Raw genomic sequence first — 18,445 nt, forward strand, 5'->3', positions numbered from 1 at the left:
GGGAGTATGGCTAATTGATGCCCCTCCCGTAAATAAGGGGTCTATCTATGGATAAGCTTGTATTAGCAATTGGAGACCATTTTATTGAAGTAACTGGAGACTATTCTCTGTCAACCTTACTAAGCTACGATTCTTTCTTTAAAAATGGGGGTCAAAAGGTAGACTTGATTCTAACTCTGAAGGAAGGGTATGGGGATCCTTTTATGGACTACGAAGTGACGATTACTTCCACAGAGGACAATATCATTTTTCAACGTGCGGATTATCTTATTCAAGTAGACGCTGATTATCGAAAAGCGGAGATATATTATTACGATGGACTTGCTCTTAAGCATTCATTGATGAATCTCTACAGTAATTTTATTGTTCATCATAATTGGGGTGTGCTTCTTCATTCTTCCAGTGTGATTGAGGGTTCTAAGGCGCATATCTTTTCCGGACAGTCAGGGGCAGGAAAATCGACAGTGGCTAAAATGTCTCAGCCCAGAGATCTTCTTTCTGACGAAGCGGCTATTATTAAAATTACTGATGATGAGGTTAAGGTGTACCCTTCTCCTTTCTGGAGTGAACTCCGCGCGAGCCATGTAGGAGAAGCGACCCTTTCAAGTATTCAGCTGCTGTACCAGGCGAAAATCAATCGTAAACAGCCGCTTAAGAAAAGCCAGGCATTGATGCAATTAATTGATAAAGTCTTTTACTGGTCATATTCCCCAGCCCAGACAACCCAATTGATGACTTTATTGAAACAAGTCGTTGAACAAGTACCTATATACGAGCTTTATTTCAAAAAAGATCCTACTTTCTGGGAGTTGATATCATAATGAATCTTTATAAAAGAAAAGAATTCTACGAAGTGATGCAGGTAGACAATGAATGGGTTATTTTGGACTTAGAAGATTATACGGCTACAACGGTGAATGAAGTAGGGAACTTTTGTTGGAACGAGCTTGCTACATCCCACTCCTCAGAAGAGATGGTTTGTAAAGTGAAGCAGCATTACGATATAGATGAGGACCAGATCGAAAAAGATATAACCCTTTTCTTAGCAAATCTACATCAATGCGGGTTGGTTGAAAATGTCGGTTAAGCTTCTTCATGCGGTGGCTATACAGGGCGTCATCCATAAGAAGGGGTTTATTGATTTACCTTCTTTAGGGAATAGTATGTATCCGTTGATTAAAGAAGATGACATTTGCAGATTTATAATGTGTAACTTTGATCATTTGAAGGAAGGGGATATTCTTCTTTACCACTTGAATGGTGAACTCGTCGCTCATCGTTTAATTGAAAAAATAAATGTTGAAGGAAATGTCTTTTTTCAATGTAAAGGGGATACGAACCTTGGGAAGGATCAATGGGTGATGGAGAAAGATGTGATCGGTAAACTTCTATATATTAAAAGAAATAAACGGATAACGTCTGCTCTTGGGCACAAGGCAAAAGTGTGGGGATGGAGCATTTTATCCCTGCCGCTGCTTTCTTCATTTTTAAGGTTTTATATAAATAAAAAAGGAGTCTGAGGTTTGGGGGATGGTAATGAAAAGGTTACTCAATAATACCGAAATATCACAGTACTTTTCATTAGGAGAGCTGAAGAGAATAATCCAATTGCTGTTTCCCTATGTGAGAAAACATAAAAAGGCTTATATAGGGTTATTCATCATGCTCCTTTTGGACATTGCATTAGCGCTCGCCTTTGCCTGGTTCTTTGGAAATACAATTGATGCTGCTGTGCAAGGGAATTTCGAGCAGCTAAAGTGGCTGATCGCAACTGGTGTTGCTATTTCGATTCTGAGTATGGCTGTAAATTTTACAGATACGTACCTTGAAACCATGGCCTTAAATGGTGTGAAAAAAGACTTTAATCACGATGTTTATGAGCATGTTATACGAATGAAAGGGAAAAATTTCACTAATTATCATTCAGGAGAACTGTTTTCCCATTTTGCCCACGATCTCCATCAAATCGAAGGGGTTATAGGAAGAGGATTGCTTAATTTGATTCGAGTGCCCATCATCTCTATTTCTGTTTTCATTTATTTACTTCATATTAATTGGGCTTTGACATTAGTGATTCTGCTCGTTATTCCTTTAGCCATTTTGGGTGGTGCATTGTTTGGGGTTTTGCTTAGAAATAATAGTAGAGAAATACACGAATTGATGGGGATGATTAGCAAAACGTTAAACGAAACTTTTCAAGGTCTAATGGTTATCCGTTCTTTTACACTGGAATCCTTTTTTAAACAGAAGTATAAAAAAAGCCAGGATGAGTTGTATCAATTGGAACTGAAGGATGCAAAGCTAAGAGGCTGGTTTAACACCGGAGGAGAAGCGGTTGGGATGATGACGTTCCTGACTACCTTAGCTGTGGGGATGTATTTCGTGACTGATGACATTCTCACAATCGGAGCCCTTTTAACATACATCAATCTGGTAAATCATCTCATCTATCCAATGACAGGACTTGCCGGCCAATGGGCAGGTTATCAGAGGTCGGTTTCAGCAATTGAAAGAATTATTCGCTTGCTGGATCAACCGAGAGAAAAAGGAACCGTTGGATCATACATTCCTGATTGTGAAGATCGAATTGAAGCTAAACATATTACGTTTAGTTATGAGAATAGCAATCCTGTGTTTATAGACTTTACTATTACTCTGCCTGCCAATAAGCTGACAGCCATCGTGGGACCAAGCGGCGCGGGGAAATCAACACTGTTCTATCTATTGCAAGGACTCTATCAGCCGCAGCAAGGCACGATCTGTATTGATGGAATATCTATCGATGAAGAAAATCTCCAAAGCCTACGTCAGTCTATGGCCTATGTTCCTCAGGAGACGTATTTGTTCAGTGGCACCATCCGGGAAAATCTACTGATTTCCGGTAATGACAGGATTACTGAAGCGCAAATGGTGGAAGCAGCGATAAGTGCTAATATCCATGAATTCATTCAATCCCTTCCAGAAGGTTACGATACAGAAATTGGGGAGCGGGGCGTAAGGTTATCAGGCGGGCAAAAACAGCGTGTAGCCATTGCGAGGGCACTCTTGAAGAATGCTCCTATTTTATTATTGGATGAAGCCACATCATCGCTTGATAACGAGTCAGAATATCTAGTGCAGGAAGCCCTGGGGCGATTAATGAAAGGACGAACCACTGTTGTCATTGCCCATCGGTTGTCTACTATTCAACATGCCGATCAAATTTTGGTCTTGGATCGGGGGAGGGTGGTTCAACAGGGGACACATGAACAGTTGCTTCGGACAAACGGACTCTATAATGATTTATATCGTAAAAGTTACTTTCATAAGGATGGTTATCCTGAGGTGATTTCTATAAATGCCTAAAAGAGGAGGAATGGTCATGCTCCCTACTTTTATTAATAAGATTTATAAAAAAGAGATGCTGAATTACAGTAATGATGAATACCACAGACTCGTTGGTTTGATTCAAAAAGAACAGGTGGGATCCCAAATCCTTCATCTTTTGAAGCAAAATCATCAATTAGAAGAGACACCTGGTTTCTATCAAGATTATTTAGTAAAAGAAAGTCAGTGTAGTTTTTATCAAAATTTGTTGATTAAGAGTCAGATGAACAAAATTCTCGACCAGCTTGAGCTTTGTAAGATCGAAGTCATCCCTATAAAAGGCGTGATCTTTGGTGAGAAGTATTTTGGGCATGTAGGAGCAAGAGCAACCTCAGACATTGATATACTCGTGAGAAATGAGCAAGTAGGAGAAGTTGTCAAGGTGGTGAAAGAGCTAGGATTTCAGAATGAAGAGGAAATGATTGAAGGTCATTTCCATTGCTCCTTTAGCAAAGAAATCCCAGGTTCACCCATTCCATTGGTTGTGGAAATTCATTGGAATCTGATGGAAGAATCGAATACTCATCTTTGTCCTGCTGAGTTTTTCAGTACGGCAGAGCCTTTTGATGGATATAGATTTGTTAAAGCTTTATCTTCTACTCACACCTTTTATTTCATGTGCCTTCATGCATGGAGACATAATTTGGACAGCGTCCGTCATTACTTAGATCTCATTCAAGTTATATCGGTGTCTCATCCTCAGATTGTACCTGGCGAAATCTTAGAAATGGCTCGAAAACATTCCACATTAAAAAGGTTGTTAAGGACTTTATCAGATGTATATTATCATTATCCGTTTCTCGCGGTTTGGCTTCCATTTCCGGAATTATCTGCACCCTGGTACAAGAAGAACCGTACTATTCCTCTTCTCTCTTACCTTAAATTCTTCGACTACCAATTTTTAAGTTATGATCAATCCTCTCATCGTCTTCGTGAAATATACAAATGGATAATACCAGCTAAGAAAAGTGTGGAGTATGAATTAAGGGTAGGAAAAAGTTCATTTGCGTTTCTCAACTACCTCCGTTTATATCGACAACGTTTAGGTAGTTTATGGAAGACTTTGCGATAATCGATCCTGTTATGTGGGAGTGCAAGTTTAGTGAAGGTGAAGAAGGTAATAGCAAGAAGCTTGTTAATCATTGCTATCGTATTTGCGTCTCTTATGCTTTACAGTGTCTGGGATAACTCAAGAATAAAAGTGGTCAAACAAGATATTAGAATTCCCGGTCTCCCTGAAGATCTTGAAGGATATAACATCCTACAGATTACTGATTTACAGGGAAGAACATTCGGATCCAACCAGGATAAGTTAATCCGACAAATCAATTCACTAAACTACGACTCAATTCTTTTTACAGGAGATATTTTAGATGATAAAAAGTTTGATTATGCTCCCTTCTATCATTTGTTAGATGGAATCGAGAATAAAACCAATGCCATGTACGTCCAGGGTAATTCTGACCCCTCCAACTACAAGATCGATGGTAATGGTGAACTAACCAAACATGAATTTGTGAATGGAATGGAAGAAAGAGGCGTAAATTTACTAGAATCATCGTATGAATTAACCGTGGATGGAGCAACCCTAACCTTCGTAGATTTTGAGCTTTCTATCCTCGATCCTGAAAAAGGTTTTACTTTCGCTAATGGAAGAACAAGGCCGCAGATGTGGAGGGATAAGCAATATATTGGCTATCAAAATGAATTACTCCAACAGTGGAAGGGTTTTGAGAAGAGGGGGAATGAAGTTCTGATTGCGGTCAATCATTTTCCTATCATCGACGAGCGTATTGATCAATTAACAAGTACAACTTATTATAAGTTCAGAGACTACGATTTAATTATCGCAGGCCACTACCATGGAGGCCAAATAAGAATACCACTCCTTGGGGCCCTCATCGTTCCCGAGGCATTTTATGGTTTTGGTGGCTTATTTCCTCCACAAGACCGTGTGAAGGGGCTATGGGAATACAAAGGTATTAAGCAGTATGTTAGTGCAGGTCTCGGAAGTAGTGATGCTGTTGGATTCATGAATTTCCGTCTTTTTAACACACCAGAGATCAATCTTCTAACATTAAGAGGCACAAAGTAGGCATCATGAAATACTCAGATTTAGGAAAGCCTTCAACTTCGGAATAACTCGAAGTTGAAGGTTTTTTTTCTTATGAAGTAAGTATAACTCCATTGAGAGGGTAACACAGCTCAGTTATAAATGAGGCCAGCTCTATCCTACGACTGGGAAGTTTTAGCAAATGAATAGAAGGGAACATTTCAGACATACAGTATTTCGTAAGGGAGGAAATAAGAAATGAGTAAAACTATATTTATTACTGGCGCAGGAAGCGGGTTAGGTAAAGGCACAGCAATTGGACTCGCTAAAAAAGGTCATCAAGTAATTGCAGCGGTTGAAATTATTTCCCAGATTACTAGTTTAAAAGAAGCAGCTTCTGAAGCTGGTGTAGAACTTGAGATTATAAAGCTCGATATCAAAGACAAGCGTGATCAGCAGTTAATTAACGAATACGATTATGATATTTTTGTAGCCAATGCGGCGATTGGCGAGGGTGGTCCTATCGCTGAGATCCCCGTAGACCGAGTCCGGAATATATTTGAAACCAATGTATTTAGCACTCTTGAAAACGCTCAAATTGCAGCCAAGAAATTCGTAGAAAAGAAAGCAGGAAAAATTGTATTTCTAAGTTCTATTGCAGGGGTGGTTGGTATGCCATACCTCGGTCCTTATGTAGCTTCTAAGCATGCGGTGGAAGCGATGGCAAAAACTATGAAAGCAGAGCTTGAAGAGTTTAATGTTCAAGTAGCCACGATCAATCCTGGTCCATATGAAACCGGTTTTAACGACCGTATGTTAGAAGAAAAACACAAATGGTACGATGAAGACAAGAACTTTACACCAAGAGAATCAATTGCTGAAACAGAGAAAATGTTAGACGATCAGTATGAGCCGCAAGAAATGATCGATAAGATGGTGGAAGTGATTGAAGCCGATCATCACGCTTTCCGAACAGCTTATCCTCAGGATGCGGAAGATATGATGAAAGAGGAAGAACAGAAGAATTGGGAAGCGAAAATATAATTGTTTGACCTCAGTAAGATCCTGCAGTCTGAAGCCTTTAACCTATAGGCGTCAGGCTGTTTTTTCTTTAAGCATTTAAAAGTATGTTGTGGTAAGGCACTAACTACGATTAAATTGTGTATGTAAATTCCTTTTCGCCTCTTTCCTGCAAATCTTTCCGTTATCCTCCCCAACACTATAATCGCCAGGGAAAGAATTCTGGTGTCAGATTCACTTTTACTTTCACTCTTAGCGCTGATCCATGAACTCTTTCCAAGATGTGAGGTGACTTAAAATAAACGTAAGTTCCGCTTCTACATGATTTTGTTTCTTCTCTTTTCTTTTCTTTTAAATAAAGCGCCCACTCCTTTGGTCGGTCCAACGGTCACTCCTTTGGCTGCACCAGCGTTCAGTCCTTCGGCCGCGCCATAGTTCGCTCCTCCGTCCAGATTAAGATGCGCACTAGTGTTCATACACATCTTCAAGTTATCGTCGCAGCTAACTACAATATGACGGACTAACAGCATTCTAAAGGCTGTTATACCAACCTTCCGTTATAATTAAAAGGACCCTTAAAGAAGGCCAGCAACTTAAAAAATTCTAAAAAAGAGGAGTTTCCGCATGGAACATTTACCTATTAATCTTAATGAAAAATTAACAAAATTTAACGATCAGTGGTCACCCAAAGTTATTGGTGAAATGAACGATTATCAATTCAAACTGGTAAAAGTGCAGGGGGATTTTGTGTGGCACAGTCATGAAGATACGGACGAAGTATTTTTCGTGGTGAACGGGCATATGGTTATTGAATTCCGTAATGGAGAAGTCGAGTTGTCTGAAGGAGAAATGTATATTGTGTCAAAAGGTGTAGAACACAAACCTTATGCAGAAGAAGAATGTCAGATTATGCTGGTTGAACCTAAGGGTGTAACAAATACAGGAGAGGCCGAGAGCGACTTAACGGCGGAAAACGATATCTGGATTTAAACCATTCATTTTTCAGCAAACAGGGAATTCTTCTGTTTTCTAACTGTTATATTATTAAACTATTGATATATAACAGCATTGTTATTACAATATGTGTAAGCGCTTCAATATATTTATAAGGGAGAAGTGATGGAATGCAGGTACCTTTGGTGTTGACTGACTTTCTTGATCGAGCCGTAGAATTGTATGGGGACAAGCTCGCTATTATTGATGATGATCGCACGTTGACATATAAACAATTGAACGGGCGAGTGAATCAGCTGTCCCGGGGGTTGGGCGACCTCGGGGTGATAAAAGGGGACAAAGTCGCGTACCTTGCTCCGAACACGCTGGAAATGCTGGAAGGCTTTTATGGTGTGTTTCAAGTGGGCGCAGTTATGACTCCTCTGAATACTCGACTAAAACCGGCCGATTATCAATTCATTCTGGAACACAGTGAAAGTAAAGTGTTATTTGTGGACGCAGATCTCTATCACTTAGTGGAAACGGTTCTGCCCAAGCTTCCTCAGCTTGAACATGTGATTGTGCATGGAGAAGAAAAAGAAGGGGCTACTTCCTATGAAACTTGGCTTACGTCTTTTTCTGATGAGCTGTTTGACCGTGCGGAACTGGAAGAAACCGATATTGCTTCTCTTCTTTATACGAGCGGTACGACAGGTAATCCTAAAGGGGTGCTGCTCAGTCACCGGGCGAACTATCTTCATGGAATGTCCACGATGCATCACTTGCGTGTGAGCGATCAGGATACGTTATTGCACGTGCTTCCGATGTTCCACGTAAATGGGTGGGGCTCTCCTTTTTATTATACAGCTAATGGGGCGACCCAGGTCATGCTTCGCAAAACCGATCCAAAGCTCATGTTAGAAAAAATTAAAAAGCATGGTGTCTCGGTTTTACATATGGCGCCGACTGTACTCAATATGCTTATGGAAGAGTTTGATGCGGTTCAGCCACAAATCGAACAGGGTGTACGCGTTGTAATTGCCGGATCTGCCCCGCCGCCGGCATTTGTCCGAAAAGTGGAGGAGGATTTGGGCTGGAAGTTCATCCAGGTCTATGGCATGACGGAAATATCCCCACTCATTACGACATCGGAATTAAGATCCATGGACCTTGATCTTCCATCTGAAGAAAAATACCGGCTGAAAGCGAAGGCAGGTTATGAAATGATTGGGAGTAAAGTAAGAGTGGTGGATGAGTTTGGGGAAGAAGTGGCTCATGACGGGAAATCTATAGGAGAAATAATTACCCGGACCAATGGGATTATGGAAGGTTATTTTAAAAATGAGGAAGCGACAAATGCTACCATTCGAGATGGCTGGCTCTACACCGGGGATATGGCCGTGGTCGATGAGAAGCATACGATTGAAATTGTGGACCGTAAAAAAGATGTGATTATCAGTGGAGGCGAGAATATATCCTCGATTGAAGTGGAAGCGATCCTGTATGAGCATCCATCCGTACTCGAAGCGGCTGTAGTGGCGACACCGCATGATAAATGGGGCGAGGTTCCAAAAGCCGTCGTCGTGTTAAGAGAAGGCGAGACCATATCAGAGGAAGAGCTGATCATGTTCTGCCGGGAAAAACTGGCTCATTTTAAAGCACCGAAAAGTATTACGTTTATTGATGAACTGCCGAAAACGGCATCAGGGAAGATACAGAAAGTAATCATTCGTAAATCGTTCTGGGAAGGTCACAGCCGGCTTGTTAACTAAATCACGATACTTATGAGGGCGTGCTTTTTTGGAAAGTACGCTTTTTATTAGAGTGAGTGTAGTTCCAAATTATAGCATTGGTCTTAAAAGATGTTTATCGCTCTTATTTATGCTAAACTTTTACCTAGATGCAAAATTCTTGACAAGTGGATGTTTTTTACAAATAGATGGTTTAGGTGGGTGAGCAACATGAATATACTTTTAACTGGTGCCACAGGATTTCTTGGGAAACAGTTAACCATCCGGTTACTTCAGGAAGGTCATTCCGTATATGCGCTGGCGCGGAATGAAAAGAAATCTGAAAGCCTGATGGAATCCGTACCAACTGCTTTGCAGCCGGAATTGACGGTTGTGAAAGGCGATATTGGGAAGGAGAACGTTGGTGTTTCAGAGGAAGCAATGGAAGATTTAAAAGACACGATTGATACGGTTTATCACATCGCTGCTTATCTTTCTTTTGACGATACTGAGAAAGAACAACTTTTTGATATTAACGTAAATGGGACAAAGCGTATCCTGGATTTATCCAGGTACATTCGCGTGAAACGCTTTTTCCACGTAAGTACAGCCTATACTCTGGGGGACCAGCTTCATGCTGAAGAGGAGTTACACCCGTTAGATAATCCTTTTGTGAACTATTACGAGAAAAGCAAATGTGAGGCGGAACATTTAGTTTTCAGTTATGGAGAGTTCTTTAATGTGAACATTTTCCGTCCATCAATTATCGTAGGGGATTCCCAAACCGGGGAAGCTGATACAACGTTTGCTTTATACGGAGTTATGAGAAGTTTCGAGATTATGAAAAAGAGATTGGATCGCCAAAAGACCTCTCCTGACAATAAGATCAAGTTCTTATGTAATATGGATACGGCTCAAAATATTGTACCCATTGATTATGTAGTGGATGTACTGACAGCAGGGCTTACCCACGCAGAAAATAAAAAAATTTATCACATTACGAATTCGAACCCCCCGAGCAACCAGGTGGTCTTCGAAGCTTTGAAGAGAGAGTTAAATTTTTATAATGTACAGCTTGTACCGACGGATTATGAAGGAGAACTCACCGAACAGGAGCTTAGGTTTAATGAGCCTATGAAAGTATTTCATCAGTACTTGGATAAGACGCTAACATTCGATGATACAAATACTCAGGAACTTTTAAAGAAGGAAGGTACCGAACCTCTCGACTTAAATGATAGGGTTCTTAAGACGATTATCGCTGGAAGACAAGCCTAATATTTAAAAAAGAAAGTAAGGATGCATCAATGTTGAACTTCAAAAAGACTTCTTTACATTATGAAGCTTATATTAATAGTGAAAAGAAAGATTGGATTGTGTTTTTTCACGGTTTTGGCGGAAACTATTCGATATTCAACCGGCAGATTGAGTACTTCAAGCCAGATTATAATCTATTGTTTATAGATTTACCAGGTCATGGGAAGTCTCCTGATCTGACAAATGATGAAAATATCCTGGACTATACGAGCAGGAAAGTCGTTGAACTGCTTGACCGACTTCATATTAACCAGGTCCACCTTATAGGGGTATCGCTCGGAACGATCGTCATTCAGGATCTGGCCATGAAGTTTCCGAAGCGGATCAAATCCATGGTCTTATCCGGTGCGGTTGGCCGCTGGTTATGGTGGGGAGAAACTCTTGGGAAGATTGTGCTTTCTTTTCCTATACGGAATATGCTTCCTTATATGGTCCCTTTTGTGAGTTTCGCTCACATTTTAATGCCGAAAAGAAATCATAAGAAATCCAGGGATTTCTTTATTAAAGAAGCATTGAAACTCGGTCAAAATTCTTACCTCCGCTGGCTCTATATTGTAAAAGATGCGCACCAGATCTATTCGAAATTGAAGCGGCAGGTAAACAAAATTCCAAAGTTGTATATCTCAGGTGATGAGGATCATATGTTTTTACAGGGAATTGTGAAACACGCACGTAAGGAAGAATCAGCAGAATTAACCATATTGGAAAAATGCGGTCACGTCTGCAACATTGAACAATCATCACAGTTTAACTTGATATCTCGTGACTTTGTAACTAAATATTCTGCCGTTTAGTGACGGGTGGTTTTGAAAGCTCTCTACTTGTGTAGGGAGCTTTTTTTATTGAAGCAGTGGTAATTTACTAATAGTTAATTTTAGGCTTCGTTATTCCGTGTTGATTTTAAGTTTAAGCTCCCTTTTCTGTAAGACTCAGTTTCGAGATAAATGGGTCCGTTACTCTATGTGGAGGAGGGCTGGTGGGGAAATAACTCGTCTTGTTCCATCACCCAGACACTCGAGACATAAGCCGTTCATCAACGGACGGAAAGACCACCGTCCTTCTGATGCTCGGCTTATGCTGTTCGTGTCTATCAGGGTAATTCCACATTTGAACCCTTTCCTATGGCCCTACACGACGCAGGGTCGATCGACGTTGCCACAGGACATGGCGACCTTAGTCGATCCTCCTTATACCATGAGCTTCCTCGCTCGTTGCACTCCCTGCTGGATCTCACCTAGTCCCTTCTCCCATGGGAGTCTCATCATTTCCCCACCAACCCAACATGATTAAGAAAAACAGACCCTCCTAGAAGAGAAAGGTTTTCCTTTTTAATCTGTATAAAATGCTTTTATGACAGGCTATTATGCATCGTTACATCCTAATATAGGTACGAAACCACATGGTCTCATCCCTCATCACACAGGTGATGTTTGAAGCGGTTTTGAAATTCTGTTTTGGCAAGGTCCGGAGGGGGACGATGAAGACTCCTGTGAGATAAACATGATCGGTGAGACCCCGGAAAGCGAAATCGTCCCCCGTAGGACCTTCACGGCAAACGAATATCTCGAAACTGAGTCTTCCACAATCCGGCCCTATTGCGTAATAAGCCTCTTATGAGAAATCAAAAAAATTAAAATAGAGCCCAATTTTAAGCAGAGATAAGGACATGTAATCATTTGGGGTTATTAGAAAGAATTGGTAATATAAGAAAAAGAGGTGAAGTTTATGATCGAAAAAGAGGAATTAAGGAAACTACGGCTGAAGCAGTTCATCCTATTAAACGGGACGGTGATACTCGTCTTTTTAGGTATGGATTTCTATATAGCGCAGGGCTTTCCTCCTAAGGGAATGATCTGGATATTCGGATTTTTATTTCTTATGATAGGTGCGTTAGGCCTATACCAAATGAAAACAGGGAAAATTTTAGCTACTAAAGACTCTCAGAAACTGGTCAAATACGAAAGGGAAGTGATGGGAGAGAAAACTTGGAAAAGACAGCAGAAAGTCGGCGTGATTATTATTTTTATTCTTGCGGTCACTGGCTTTGTAGCCGCTGCTGTAATCGATTTCCCTTTACCTCACACGGAGCGAGGTATGGATCCAGCCAGCTATATCGGTGCTTTTATTGGAATCAATCTTGGAACGGGTATTCGTTCTTACCGTATTGACAAAAAGGGAGCAGAGAAGTTGGGCTGAAGCTTTGCCGCCCTGTCACCATATTAAATCCATGCTCACCAGAATCACGCGCGTTATAATAGAATAACTCGACTATTTGAGCAGGGGAGTCCATCTTATGATCCGCACGTTCAATCAATTTCTTCAAAAGATCATGCCTTACCTAACACCTTCAGCAGTCGTCATCGGAGTCGTGTTTTCCGACTGGTTTGACTCGCTTGTCTTTCTCGTTCCATGGATCTTCGCCGTTATGACATTTGCAGGAAGCCTGGGATCCAATTTCACCGATTTGAAAAAGGTGCTTCGTCACCCGGTTTCGATGATCGCCTGCATAATGGTTCTACATATAGTGATGCCGCTGATTGCTCTCGGGGTGGGTACGCTTATCTTCGGAAGCGGGGCTCATACAACGATTGGATTAGTGCTTTCTTTTGTCATTCCTACAGGGATAACGACGCTCATCTGGGTTTCGATTTATAAAGGTAATGTAGTGTTAACTTTATCTATCATTCTTGTCGATACGCTGATTGCGCCACTCGCTGTACCTTTTGTCATGCATATGCTTGTCGGAAATGCGGTGGAAATGAATATTCAGGAAATTATGAACGGACTGCTCTGGATGATTGTTATTCCGTCGCTTGTGGGGATGTTTATAAACCAATTCGCTGAAAAAGAATTCACAGAAAGGCTCGAATCGAACCTTTCGCCGCTAACTAAGCTTGGGATTGGTGCGGTCGTTACCATCAATAGTTCGGCCGTCGCTCCTTATTTTATAAATATAAATGGAAAGCTCATATTAATCGGCGTAGTTGTGTGTATGCTCGCGGTCCTTGCTTACTTCATTGGATTCCTGACGGGAAAGCTTCTGAAGATCGGCCGGCCTAGTGTTATTTCGCTTACCTTTAACAGTGGAATGAGAAATATAAGCGGAGGCGCGGTGATCGCGATTACTTACTTCCCGCCCCCGGTAGCGGTACCGGTTATTGTGGGGATGTTGTTTCAGCAAGTGCTGGCTTCTTTCACCGGAAAAATATTCGCTAGTCATGGGACAGAGGAGAAGGGTGTCTCTCATTGAATGAATTTCTGAAAAGTTCCCGAATTGGGAACTTTTTTTAGCTTAACGGCGCATGGTAAAGCATGGTTTTGACAGAGACAGGGAAGGGAAACAAATATCAGTAAAAACAATTGAGGTGTTTATATTTATGTTATTTTCTGGAACAAAAGTATCTGACCTTTCCAAAGCGTCTATCATCATTATCCTGGCAGGTTTTCTTACGCTGGGGGCGTCTTTCTATTTCTTCTTTGAACTGGCGGATGAAGTACTGGAAAAAGAGAAATTCGCTGTGGACCAATGGGCGATTGAGCTAATGGCTTCCATTAGTTCCCCAGCACTGGACCAGTTATGGGGATGGATTACGGAGGCTGGTTCTGTAACGGTTATAACCGTACTGTCTGTTCTTCTTCTTATCTATCTCCTGTTCTTTTCTCCATTCAGCCGGTGGGTAGGCATCTATTTCATTGTCAATATGATTGGAATTAGTGCGCTCACGAAAGGGTTAAAGCTACTCTTTGAACGTCAGCGCCCGGAAGTACTGGAGACTTACGATGGCACAGGCTTTAGTTTTCCGAGTGGACACTCTTCAGGCTCTATGGTTTTTTATGGCTTTCTTATCTACTTAGTCGTAATCAGCCGTTTGAATAAAGGGTGGAAGTGGCTGATCAATAGTTTATTAGGTCTTCTGATTTTGCTTGTTGGCTTAAGCCGTGTCTATTTAGGCGTTCACTACTTTACGGACATCTTGGCAGGTTTCCTGTTTGGTGTAGCTTGGCTGATGATCTGTATAGCAGCCCTTGAAGTTACCCTCTGGAACCAAAGACGTCGCAGTGCTAGTAAAGAGTCATCAGCTGCAGCCAATACCCAAGCATAAGCGTCTTGAGGCAGGAACGATTTTTCTAACGTAATATTTGTAACCAAGAGCTCCTGAGAAAGGAGCTCTTCATTTGTAATTAACATCATGAAACGCATTTTAAATTGGCTGAGGTGGTATGTATGTTATTTTCTGGTACTAAGATTTCGGACCTTACAAAAGGATCGATTAGTTTACTATTGTTAGGTTTTATATTCTTAAGTGGAAGTTTTTATATGTTTGTGGAGTTGGCAGAGGGAATTTTGCAAAAGGAAAAGTTCGCCATTGACGAGAAAGCTTTTGACGTTGTAAGAGAAAATTCCTCATCGTTATTTGAGCAGATCAGCCATTTAATTACCTATACAGGTTCGATTGCTTTTATGGTTACCGCATCGCTTCTTCTCGCTATTTATCTCTTATTTTTTTCCCCGTTCAGCCGGTGGCTCGGTGTCTACTTTATGATTAGTATGGGAGGGGTAAGTTTACTTACCAAAGAATTAAAATCGATGTTTGATCGAAGCCGTCCTGAGTTCTTAGGGGATTATCACGGGTCGACCTCCAGTTTTCCAAGCGGTCACTCCTCCGGTGCGATTGTTTTCTATGGCTTTCTTATTTACTTAATTACGATCAGCAGGCTGAATAAAGGATGGAAGTGGCTGATAAATAGTCTGCTGATCCTGATCATTTTATTGATTGGTTTAAGCCGTGTCTATTTAGGAGTTCATTTCTTTACAGATATTTCGGCAGGCTTTCTATTAGGACTCGCGTGGCTGATTATCTGCATTACTGCCTATGAGATTACCTTGTGCCATCAGAGACGACGTCAGGCTGAATAGTTATAATTCTCTTTAATTCGGGTATAAAAAAATAGAAAGCGAAAGGAGTGATCTCGTGTTACTATATATTCTTGCAATATTCCTGCCGCCGATCGCGGTGTTATTTACAGGTAAACCTGGAAAAGCTTTATTGAACCTTGTGCTTACGATGATATTCTTCGTTCCTGGAGCGGTGCATGCCGCATTAGTAGTTAAAGATTTTTATAACGGTGAATAAGAAAAAAAGGTGTCCAAAACGGACACCTTTTTTTAATGGAACTGTTAAACTTCCGTGTTGATTTTAAGGTAAAGCTTCCATTACTTGAAGACTTGATTTTGAGACATTTGTTGAGCGGGAGGTCCAGCGGGGGACGATTTCGCTTTCCGGTCCTGCACGACGCAGGGTCGTTCGACGTTGCCACACGACGTGGCGTTCTTAGTCGAACCTCCTCTTCTGTGCTGAGCTTCCTCGGGCTTAACAGCCCTGCGGGATCTCACCGATCATGTTCATCCCGCAGGAGTCTGCATCGTCCCCCTCCGGACCTGGCCAAATCAGAAACTCGAAACCATTTAAGACATCAATAGGTTAATGAGAAAAAAATCATGTGCATAGGAGGCTATTTTCAGGCTATAACGATGTGAAACAGCTTGTCATAAAAGCATTTAGGACCGATTAAGAAGGAGAGCATTCTCTGTTATAAAATCGTCCGTTATGCTCACTCGTCTGGGTTGGTGGGGAAATGAGGAGACTCCCGTGGGAGAAGGAACTAGGAGAGATCCCGCAGGGAGTGATCACGACCGAGGAAGCTCGCCGTTCCCCCACAGGAAAGCGAGTTATTTCCCCACCAGCCCTCTTCCACATATCGTAACGGACCCCATTTATCTCGAAATCGAGTCTTTAACTAAACGGCCCTATTGTGTAATAATCCTTTTATGGAAAATCAACTATAAACTTTAACAAAGCCTTTCTAATAGGGAACTGTATTTTTCGTGTAGAGGGTAGTTAAACGCCGCGTTTGTTTCCCCAGACCAGAGCATGAACCTGCGGCAGAACGCGGACATGATTTAACTTTTCAGATGCAACCACTTGGTCAATTAACCATTCATACTGATCCAAGAGGTGGCTTGCTAGGGCAGGGGGAGCGTCTTCTTCTAAATCATCATTTCCCACCTGAAGGAAAAAAGGTACATCCGGATAGCGTTCATGGACATGTTCAGCGTAGGTTAGATCTTCATGATTGAAGACGACAACTTTTAAGCTGACGTTTGCCAGTCGTCCCTGTTCCAGAAGCCGTTCGATTATTTTGTCTAGAACCTGCCAGTTCGTTTTCATCTTTGAACTTGGCGGTTTAGGAGAAATAGTTAGATCGTCAATTTCCGGGAACCAGTCCTGCCAGCGGCTGCCCTGCGTTTCAAGGGCTACTTCAATGCCCCTGGCGTGAAGGGGCTCGATTAATTCGTTGAGTTTAGCTAATAGCGCCGGGTTGCCTCCGGAAATGGTTACGTGGTCAAAGTGACGTCCGCCCTCTTCTAATAAGCGATCCACGATTTCATTCGCCGTCAGCCGTTCAATTTCTTCTTTAGCACTCCCGTCCCAGGTAAATGCAGAGTCGCACCAGGCGCAGCTGTAATCACAGCCTGCCGTTCGAACAAACATCGTTTTACGGCCAACTACCATGCCTTCGCCCTGAATGGTGGGACCGAAGATTTCAAGTACAGGGAATTTATTCATTCTCCATCCACTCCCGTCTTGCTTCCGCAAAGCTGGTTGGTGTCTCATAAAGTTTCACGAATTCCACTCGATGCCCCTCGGGCTGACCGGCAAGAGCGGCTTCCATTTTTTCATAAATCCAGACGACCATATTTTCTGCCGTTGTATTCATGTTAGGGAGCGTATCATTTAAATAGCGGTGATCCAGATGAATTTCAATTTGTTCTTTCCAAATGTCTTTAATATCTCCAAAGTCGATCACGATACCAATATCATCCACGTATCCGCTGATCCCAAATATCACCCGATACGTGTGGCCGTGAAGGTTCTTACATTTCCCTTCATAACAGTGAAGGTGGTGGGCAGCGTCGAATGTGAATTCTTTGCTGACCATTACGCGTTTTTTATGGTACTTCAACTCATGACGTTTAATATCCTGATCGATCTTCTGCAGGTTTTCAACAATGGTAAAACCGTACATTATCGATTCACCTCTGTTCCTTGTTCCAGATAGGCTTCGAGTCCTTTTTGCCGCAATTCACAGGCCGGACACTCGCCACATCCATCTCCGCGGACACCGTGATAGCAAGTTAAGGTTTTTTCACGCACATACTCGAAAGCATTGAGCTCATCAGCAAGTGCCCACGTTTGAGCTTTATCGAGCCACATAAGCGGTGTATGAACGACAAATTCATCATCCATGGATAGATTGAGCGTGACATTCAAGGACTTAATGAATACGTCACGACAATCAGGATAGCCGCTGAAGTCCGTTTCACATACCCCGGTTACGACATGCTTCGCTCCAATCTGTTTAGCCAATATCGAAGCAAAAGACAGGAACAATAGGTTTCGACCTGGAACGAATGTAGAAGGGAGACCGCCGTCTTCTCCATCGGTGACCTCAATGTCATCACGCGTCAGTGCATTAGGAGCAAGCTGATTAAGCAGTGACATATCCAGTACATGATGCTTAACTTTAAGGTCCTCGGCAATTTCTTTGGCGACCTCGATTTCCTCGTTATGACGCTGATTATAATCAAACGTGACGACTTGGACTTCGTCATACTTTTTTAATGCCCAAAACAGGCATGTGGTACTATCCTGGCCGCCGCTGAACACAACGACCGCTTTATTATTTTTTTCCATAAAAAAATTCCCCTTTCGCAAAGAAAAAGAGAATTCCACTCACCCAAAAACATAAAAAAACCATACCTAAGGCAAGGTATGATTCCATCCTTAGTTTTTTATAGAGGGTGTAGCTAGAACCTCTCCTGTTTTAAAACAGACTTTATTAAATTGACTTCAATTATTATAACACGACTGTACAAAAAAAGGGAATCTTAGCTTTTTTAAAAGGCTTACGTTGTAGGTTCTCCAGGGGTCGATTCGCTTTCCGGTACGGCGTTATGCAGGAC

Annotated in this window: 20 protein-coding genes and 1 riboswitch; of the genes, 16 read left to right on the plus strand and 4 right to left on the minus strand. The window is 41.8% G+C overall.

All coding sequences use genetic code 11. The features are described 5' to 3' along the window. Positions 1 to 47: 47 nt before the first annotated feature. The 7 genes from ACTWP7_RS01835 to ACTWP7_RS01865 all read left to right on the plus strand — a co-directional run bounded on the left by ACTWP7_RS01835 (position 48) and on the right by ACTWP7_RS01865 (position 6,463). Positions 48 to 821 carry a hypothetical protein gene (locus ACTWP7_RS01835; RefSeq protein ID WP_443121799.1) on the plus strand — a complete coding sequence of 258 codons (774 nt, stop codon included), beginning with the start codon at positions 48 to 50 and terminating at the stop codon, positions 819 to 821. After that, positions 821 to 1,087 (plus strand): PqqD family protein, encoded by a 267-nt coding sequence (locus ACTWP7_RS01840; RefSeq protein ID WP_443121800.1) that lies wholly within the window; start codon positions 821 to 823, stop codon positions 1,085 to 1,087. Before ACTWP7_RS01835 ends, ACTWP7_RS01840 begins: the two co-directional genes overlap by 1 nt. Next, entirely contained in the window at positions 1,077 to 1,520 is a 444-nt protein-coding gene (locus ACTWP7_RS01845) for a signal peptidase I (protein WP_443121801.1), read from the plus strand. The genes ACTWP7_RS01840 and ACTWP7_RS01845 overlap by 11 nt, the downstream gene beginning before the upstream one ends. 103 nt (positions 1,521 to 1,623) lie before the next feature. After that, a complete protein-coding gene (locus ACTWP7_RS01850) occupies positions 1,624 to 3,345 on the plus strand; it encodes an ABC transporter ATP-binding protein (RefSeq protein WP_443121802.1) in 1,722 nt (573 codons plus the stop codon). Then, positions 3,338 to 4,438, plus strand: a complete 1,101-nt coding sequence (locus tag ACTWP7_RS01855) for a nucleotidyltransferase family protein (protein WP_443121803.1) — start codon at positions 3,338 to 3,340, stop codon at positions 4,436 to 4,438. Before ACTWP7_RS01850 ends, ACTWP7_RS01855 begins: the two co-directional genes overlap by 8 nt. A 30-nt stretch (positions 4,439 to 4,468) precedes the next feature. Next, the gene (locus tag ACTWP7_RS01860) at positions 4,469 to 5,461 is read left to right on the plus strand and encodes a metallophosphoesterase (protein ID WP_443121804.1); all 993 of its coding nucleotides are present in this window, start codon (positions 4,469 to 4,471) and stop codon (positions 5,459 to 5,461) included. A 216-nt stretch (positions 5,462 to 5,677) separates the two neighbouring features. Further along, the gene (locus ACTWP7_RS01865) at positions 5,678 to 6,463 is read left to right on the plus strand and encodes an SDR family oxidoreductase (RefSeq protein WP_014642260.1); all 786 of its coding nucleotides are present in this window, start codon (positions 5,678 to 5,680) and stop codon (positions 6,461 to 6,463) included. Between the two features lie 293 nt (positions 6,464 to 6,756). On the opposite strand, the gene ACTWP7_RS01870 is transcribed toward ACTWP7_RS01865, so the two are convergent. After that, complete coding sequence (locus tag ACTWP7_RS01870) at positions 6,757 to 6,969, minus strand: hypothetical protein (protein ID WP_443121805.1); 213 nt, start codon at positions 6,967 to 6,969, stop codon at positions 6,757 to 6,759. Between the two features lie 94 nt (positions 6,970 to 7,063). Here ACTWP7_RS01870 and ACTWP7_RS01875 point away from each other — a divergent pair, with 94 nt between their 5' ends. The 9 genes from ACTWP7_RS01875 to ACTWP7_RS01915 all read left to right on the plus strand — a co-directional run bounded on the left by ACTWP7_RS01875 (position 7,064) and on the right by ACTWP7_RS01915 (position 15,554). Continuing rightward, positions 7,064 to 7,429, plus strand: a complete 366-nt coding sequence (locus ACTWP7_RS01875; protein ID WP_443121806.1) for a cupin domain-containing protein — start codon at positions 7,064 to 7,066, stop codon at positions 7,427 to 7,429. 134 nt (positions 7,430 to 7,563) lie between these two features. Continuing rightward, entirely contained in the window at positions 7,564 to 9,144 is a 1,581-nt protein-coding gene (locus ACTWP7_RS01880; protein ID WP_443121807.1) for a long-chain-fatty-acid--CoA ligase, read from the plus strand. Positions 9,145 to 9,333: 189 nt separating this feature from the next. Next, positions 9,334 to 10,380, plus strand: a complete 1,047-nt coding sequence (locus tag ACTWP7_RS01885) for an SDR family NAD(P)-dependent oxidoreductase (RefSeq protein ID WP_443121808.1) — start codon at positions 9,334 to 9,336, stop codon at positions 10,378 to 10,380. Positions 10,381 to 10,409: 29 nt separating this feature from the next. Next, positions 10,410 to 11,213: an alpha/beta fold hydrolase gene (locus tag ACTWP7_RS01890; RefSeq protein WP_443121809.1), complete on the plus strand. Its 804-nt coding sequence runs from the start codon at positions 10,410 to 10,412 to the stop codon at positions 11,211 to 11,213. A gap of 931 nt (positions 11,214 to 12,144) precedes the next feature. Further along, positions 12,145 to 12,615, plus strand: a complete 471-nt coding sequence (locus ACTWP7_RS01895; protein WP_443121810.1) for a hypothetical protein — start codon at positions 12,145 to 12,147, stop codon at positions 12,613 to 12,615. Between the two features lie 97 nt (positions 12,616 to 12,712). Beyond that, positions 12,713 to 13,669 carry a bile acid:sodium symporter family protein gene (locus tag ACTWP7_RS01900; protein WP_443121811.1) on the plus strand — a complete coding sequence of 319 codons (957 nt, stop codon included), beginning with the start codon at positions 12,713 to 12,715 and terminating at the stop codon, positions 13,667 to 13,669. Positions 13,670 to 13,796: 127 nt separating this feature from the next. Next, positions 13,797 to 14,522: a phosphatase PAP2 family protein gene (locus ACTWP7_RS01905; protein ID WP_443121812.1), complete on the plus strand. Its 726-nt coding sequence runs from the start codon at positions 13,797 to 13,799 to the stop codon at positions 14,520 to 14,522. A gap of 122 nt (positions 14,523 to 14,644) precedes the next feature. Continuing rightward, positions 14,645 to 15,337: a phosphatase PAP2 family protein gene (locus ACTWP7_RS01910; protein WP_443121813.1), complete on the plus strand. Its 693-nt coding sequence runs from the start codon at positions 14,645 to 14,647 to the stop codon at positions 15,335 to 15,337. A gap of 55 nt (positions 15,338 to 15,392) precedes the next feature. Continuing rightward, the gene (locus tag ACTWP7_RS01915) at positions 15,393 to 15,554 is read left to right on the plus strand and encodes a YqaE/Pmp3 family membrane protein (protein WP_443121814.1); all 162 of its coding nucleotides are present in this window, start codon (positions 15,393 to 15,395) and stop codon (positions 15,552 to 15,554) included. Positions 15,555 to 16,319: 765 nt separating this feature from the next. Here ACTWP7_RS01915 and queE read toward each other — a convergent pair. The 3 genes from queE to queC are packed head-to-tail and all read right to left on the minus strand — an operon-like array spanning position 16,320 to position 18,176. Then, positions 16,320 to 17,048, minus strand: a complete 729-nt coding sequence (queE, locus tag ACTWP7_RS01920; RefSeq protein WP_443121815.1) for a 7-carboxy-7-deazaguanine synthase QueE — start codon at positions 17,046 to 17,048, stop codon at positions 16,320 to 16,322. Beyond that, entirely contained in the window at positions 17,041 to 17,508 is a 468-nt protein-coding gene (queD, locus tag ACTWP7_RS01925) for a 6-carboxytetrahydropterin synthase QueD (protein WP_014642273.1), read from the minus strand. Before queD ends, queE begins: the two co-directional genes overlap by 8 nt. Beyond that, positions 17,508 to 18,176 (minus strand): 7-cyano-7-deazaguanine synthase QueC, encoded by a 669-nt coding sequence (gene queC / locus ACTWP7_RS01930; protein ID WP_443121816.1) that lies wholly within the window; start codon positions 18,174 to 18,176, stop codon positions 17,508 to 17,510. The genes queD and queC overlap by 1 nt, the downstream gene beginning before the upstream one ends. A gap of 84 nt (positions 18,177 to 18,260) precedes the next feature. Then, positions 18,261 to 18,305, minus strand: a riboswitch (PreQ1 riboswitch). Positions 18,306 to 18,445 lie beyond the last annotated feature (140 nt).

Origin of the sequence: Halobacillus sp. B29, from assembly GCF_052246755.1 — a bacterium.
GTDB lineage: Bacteria > Bacillota > Bacilli > Bacillales > Halobacillaceae > Halobacillus > Halobacillus halophilus.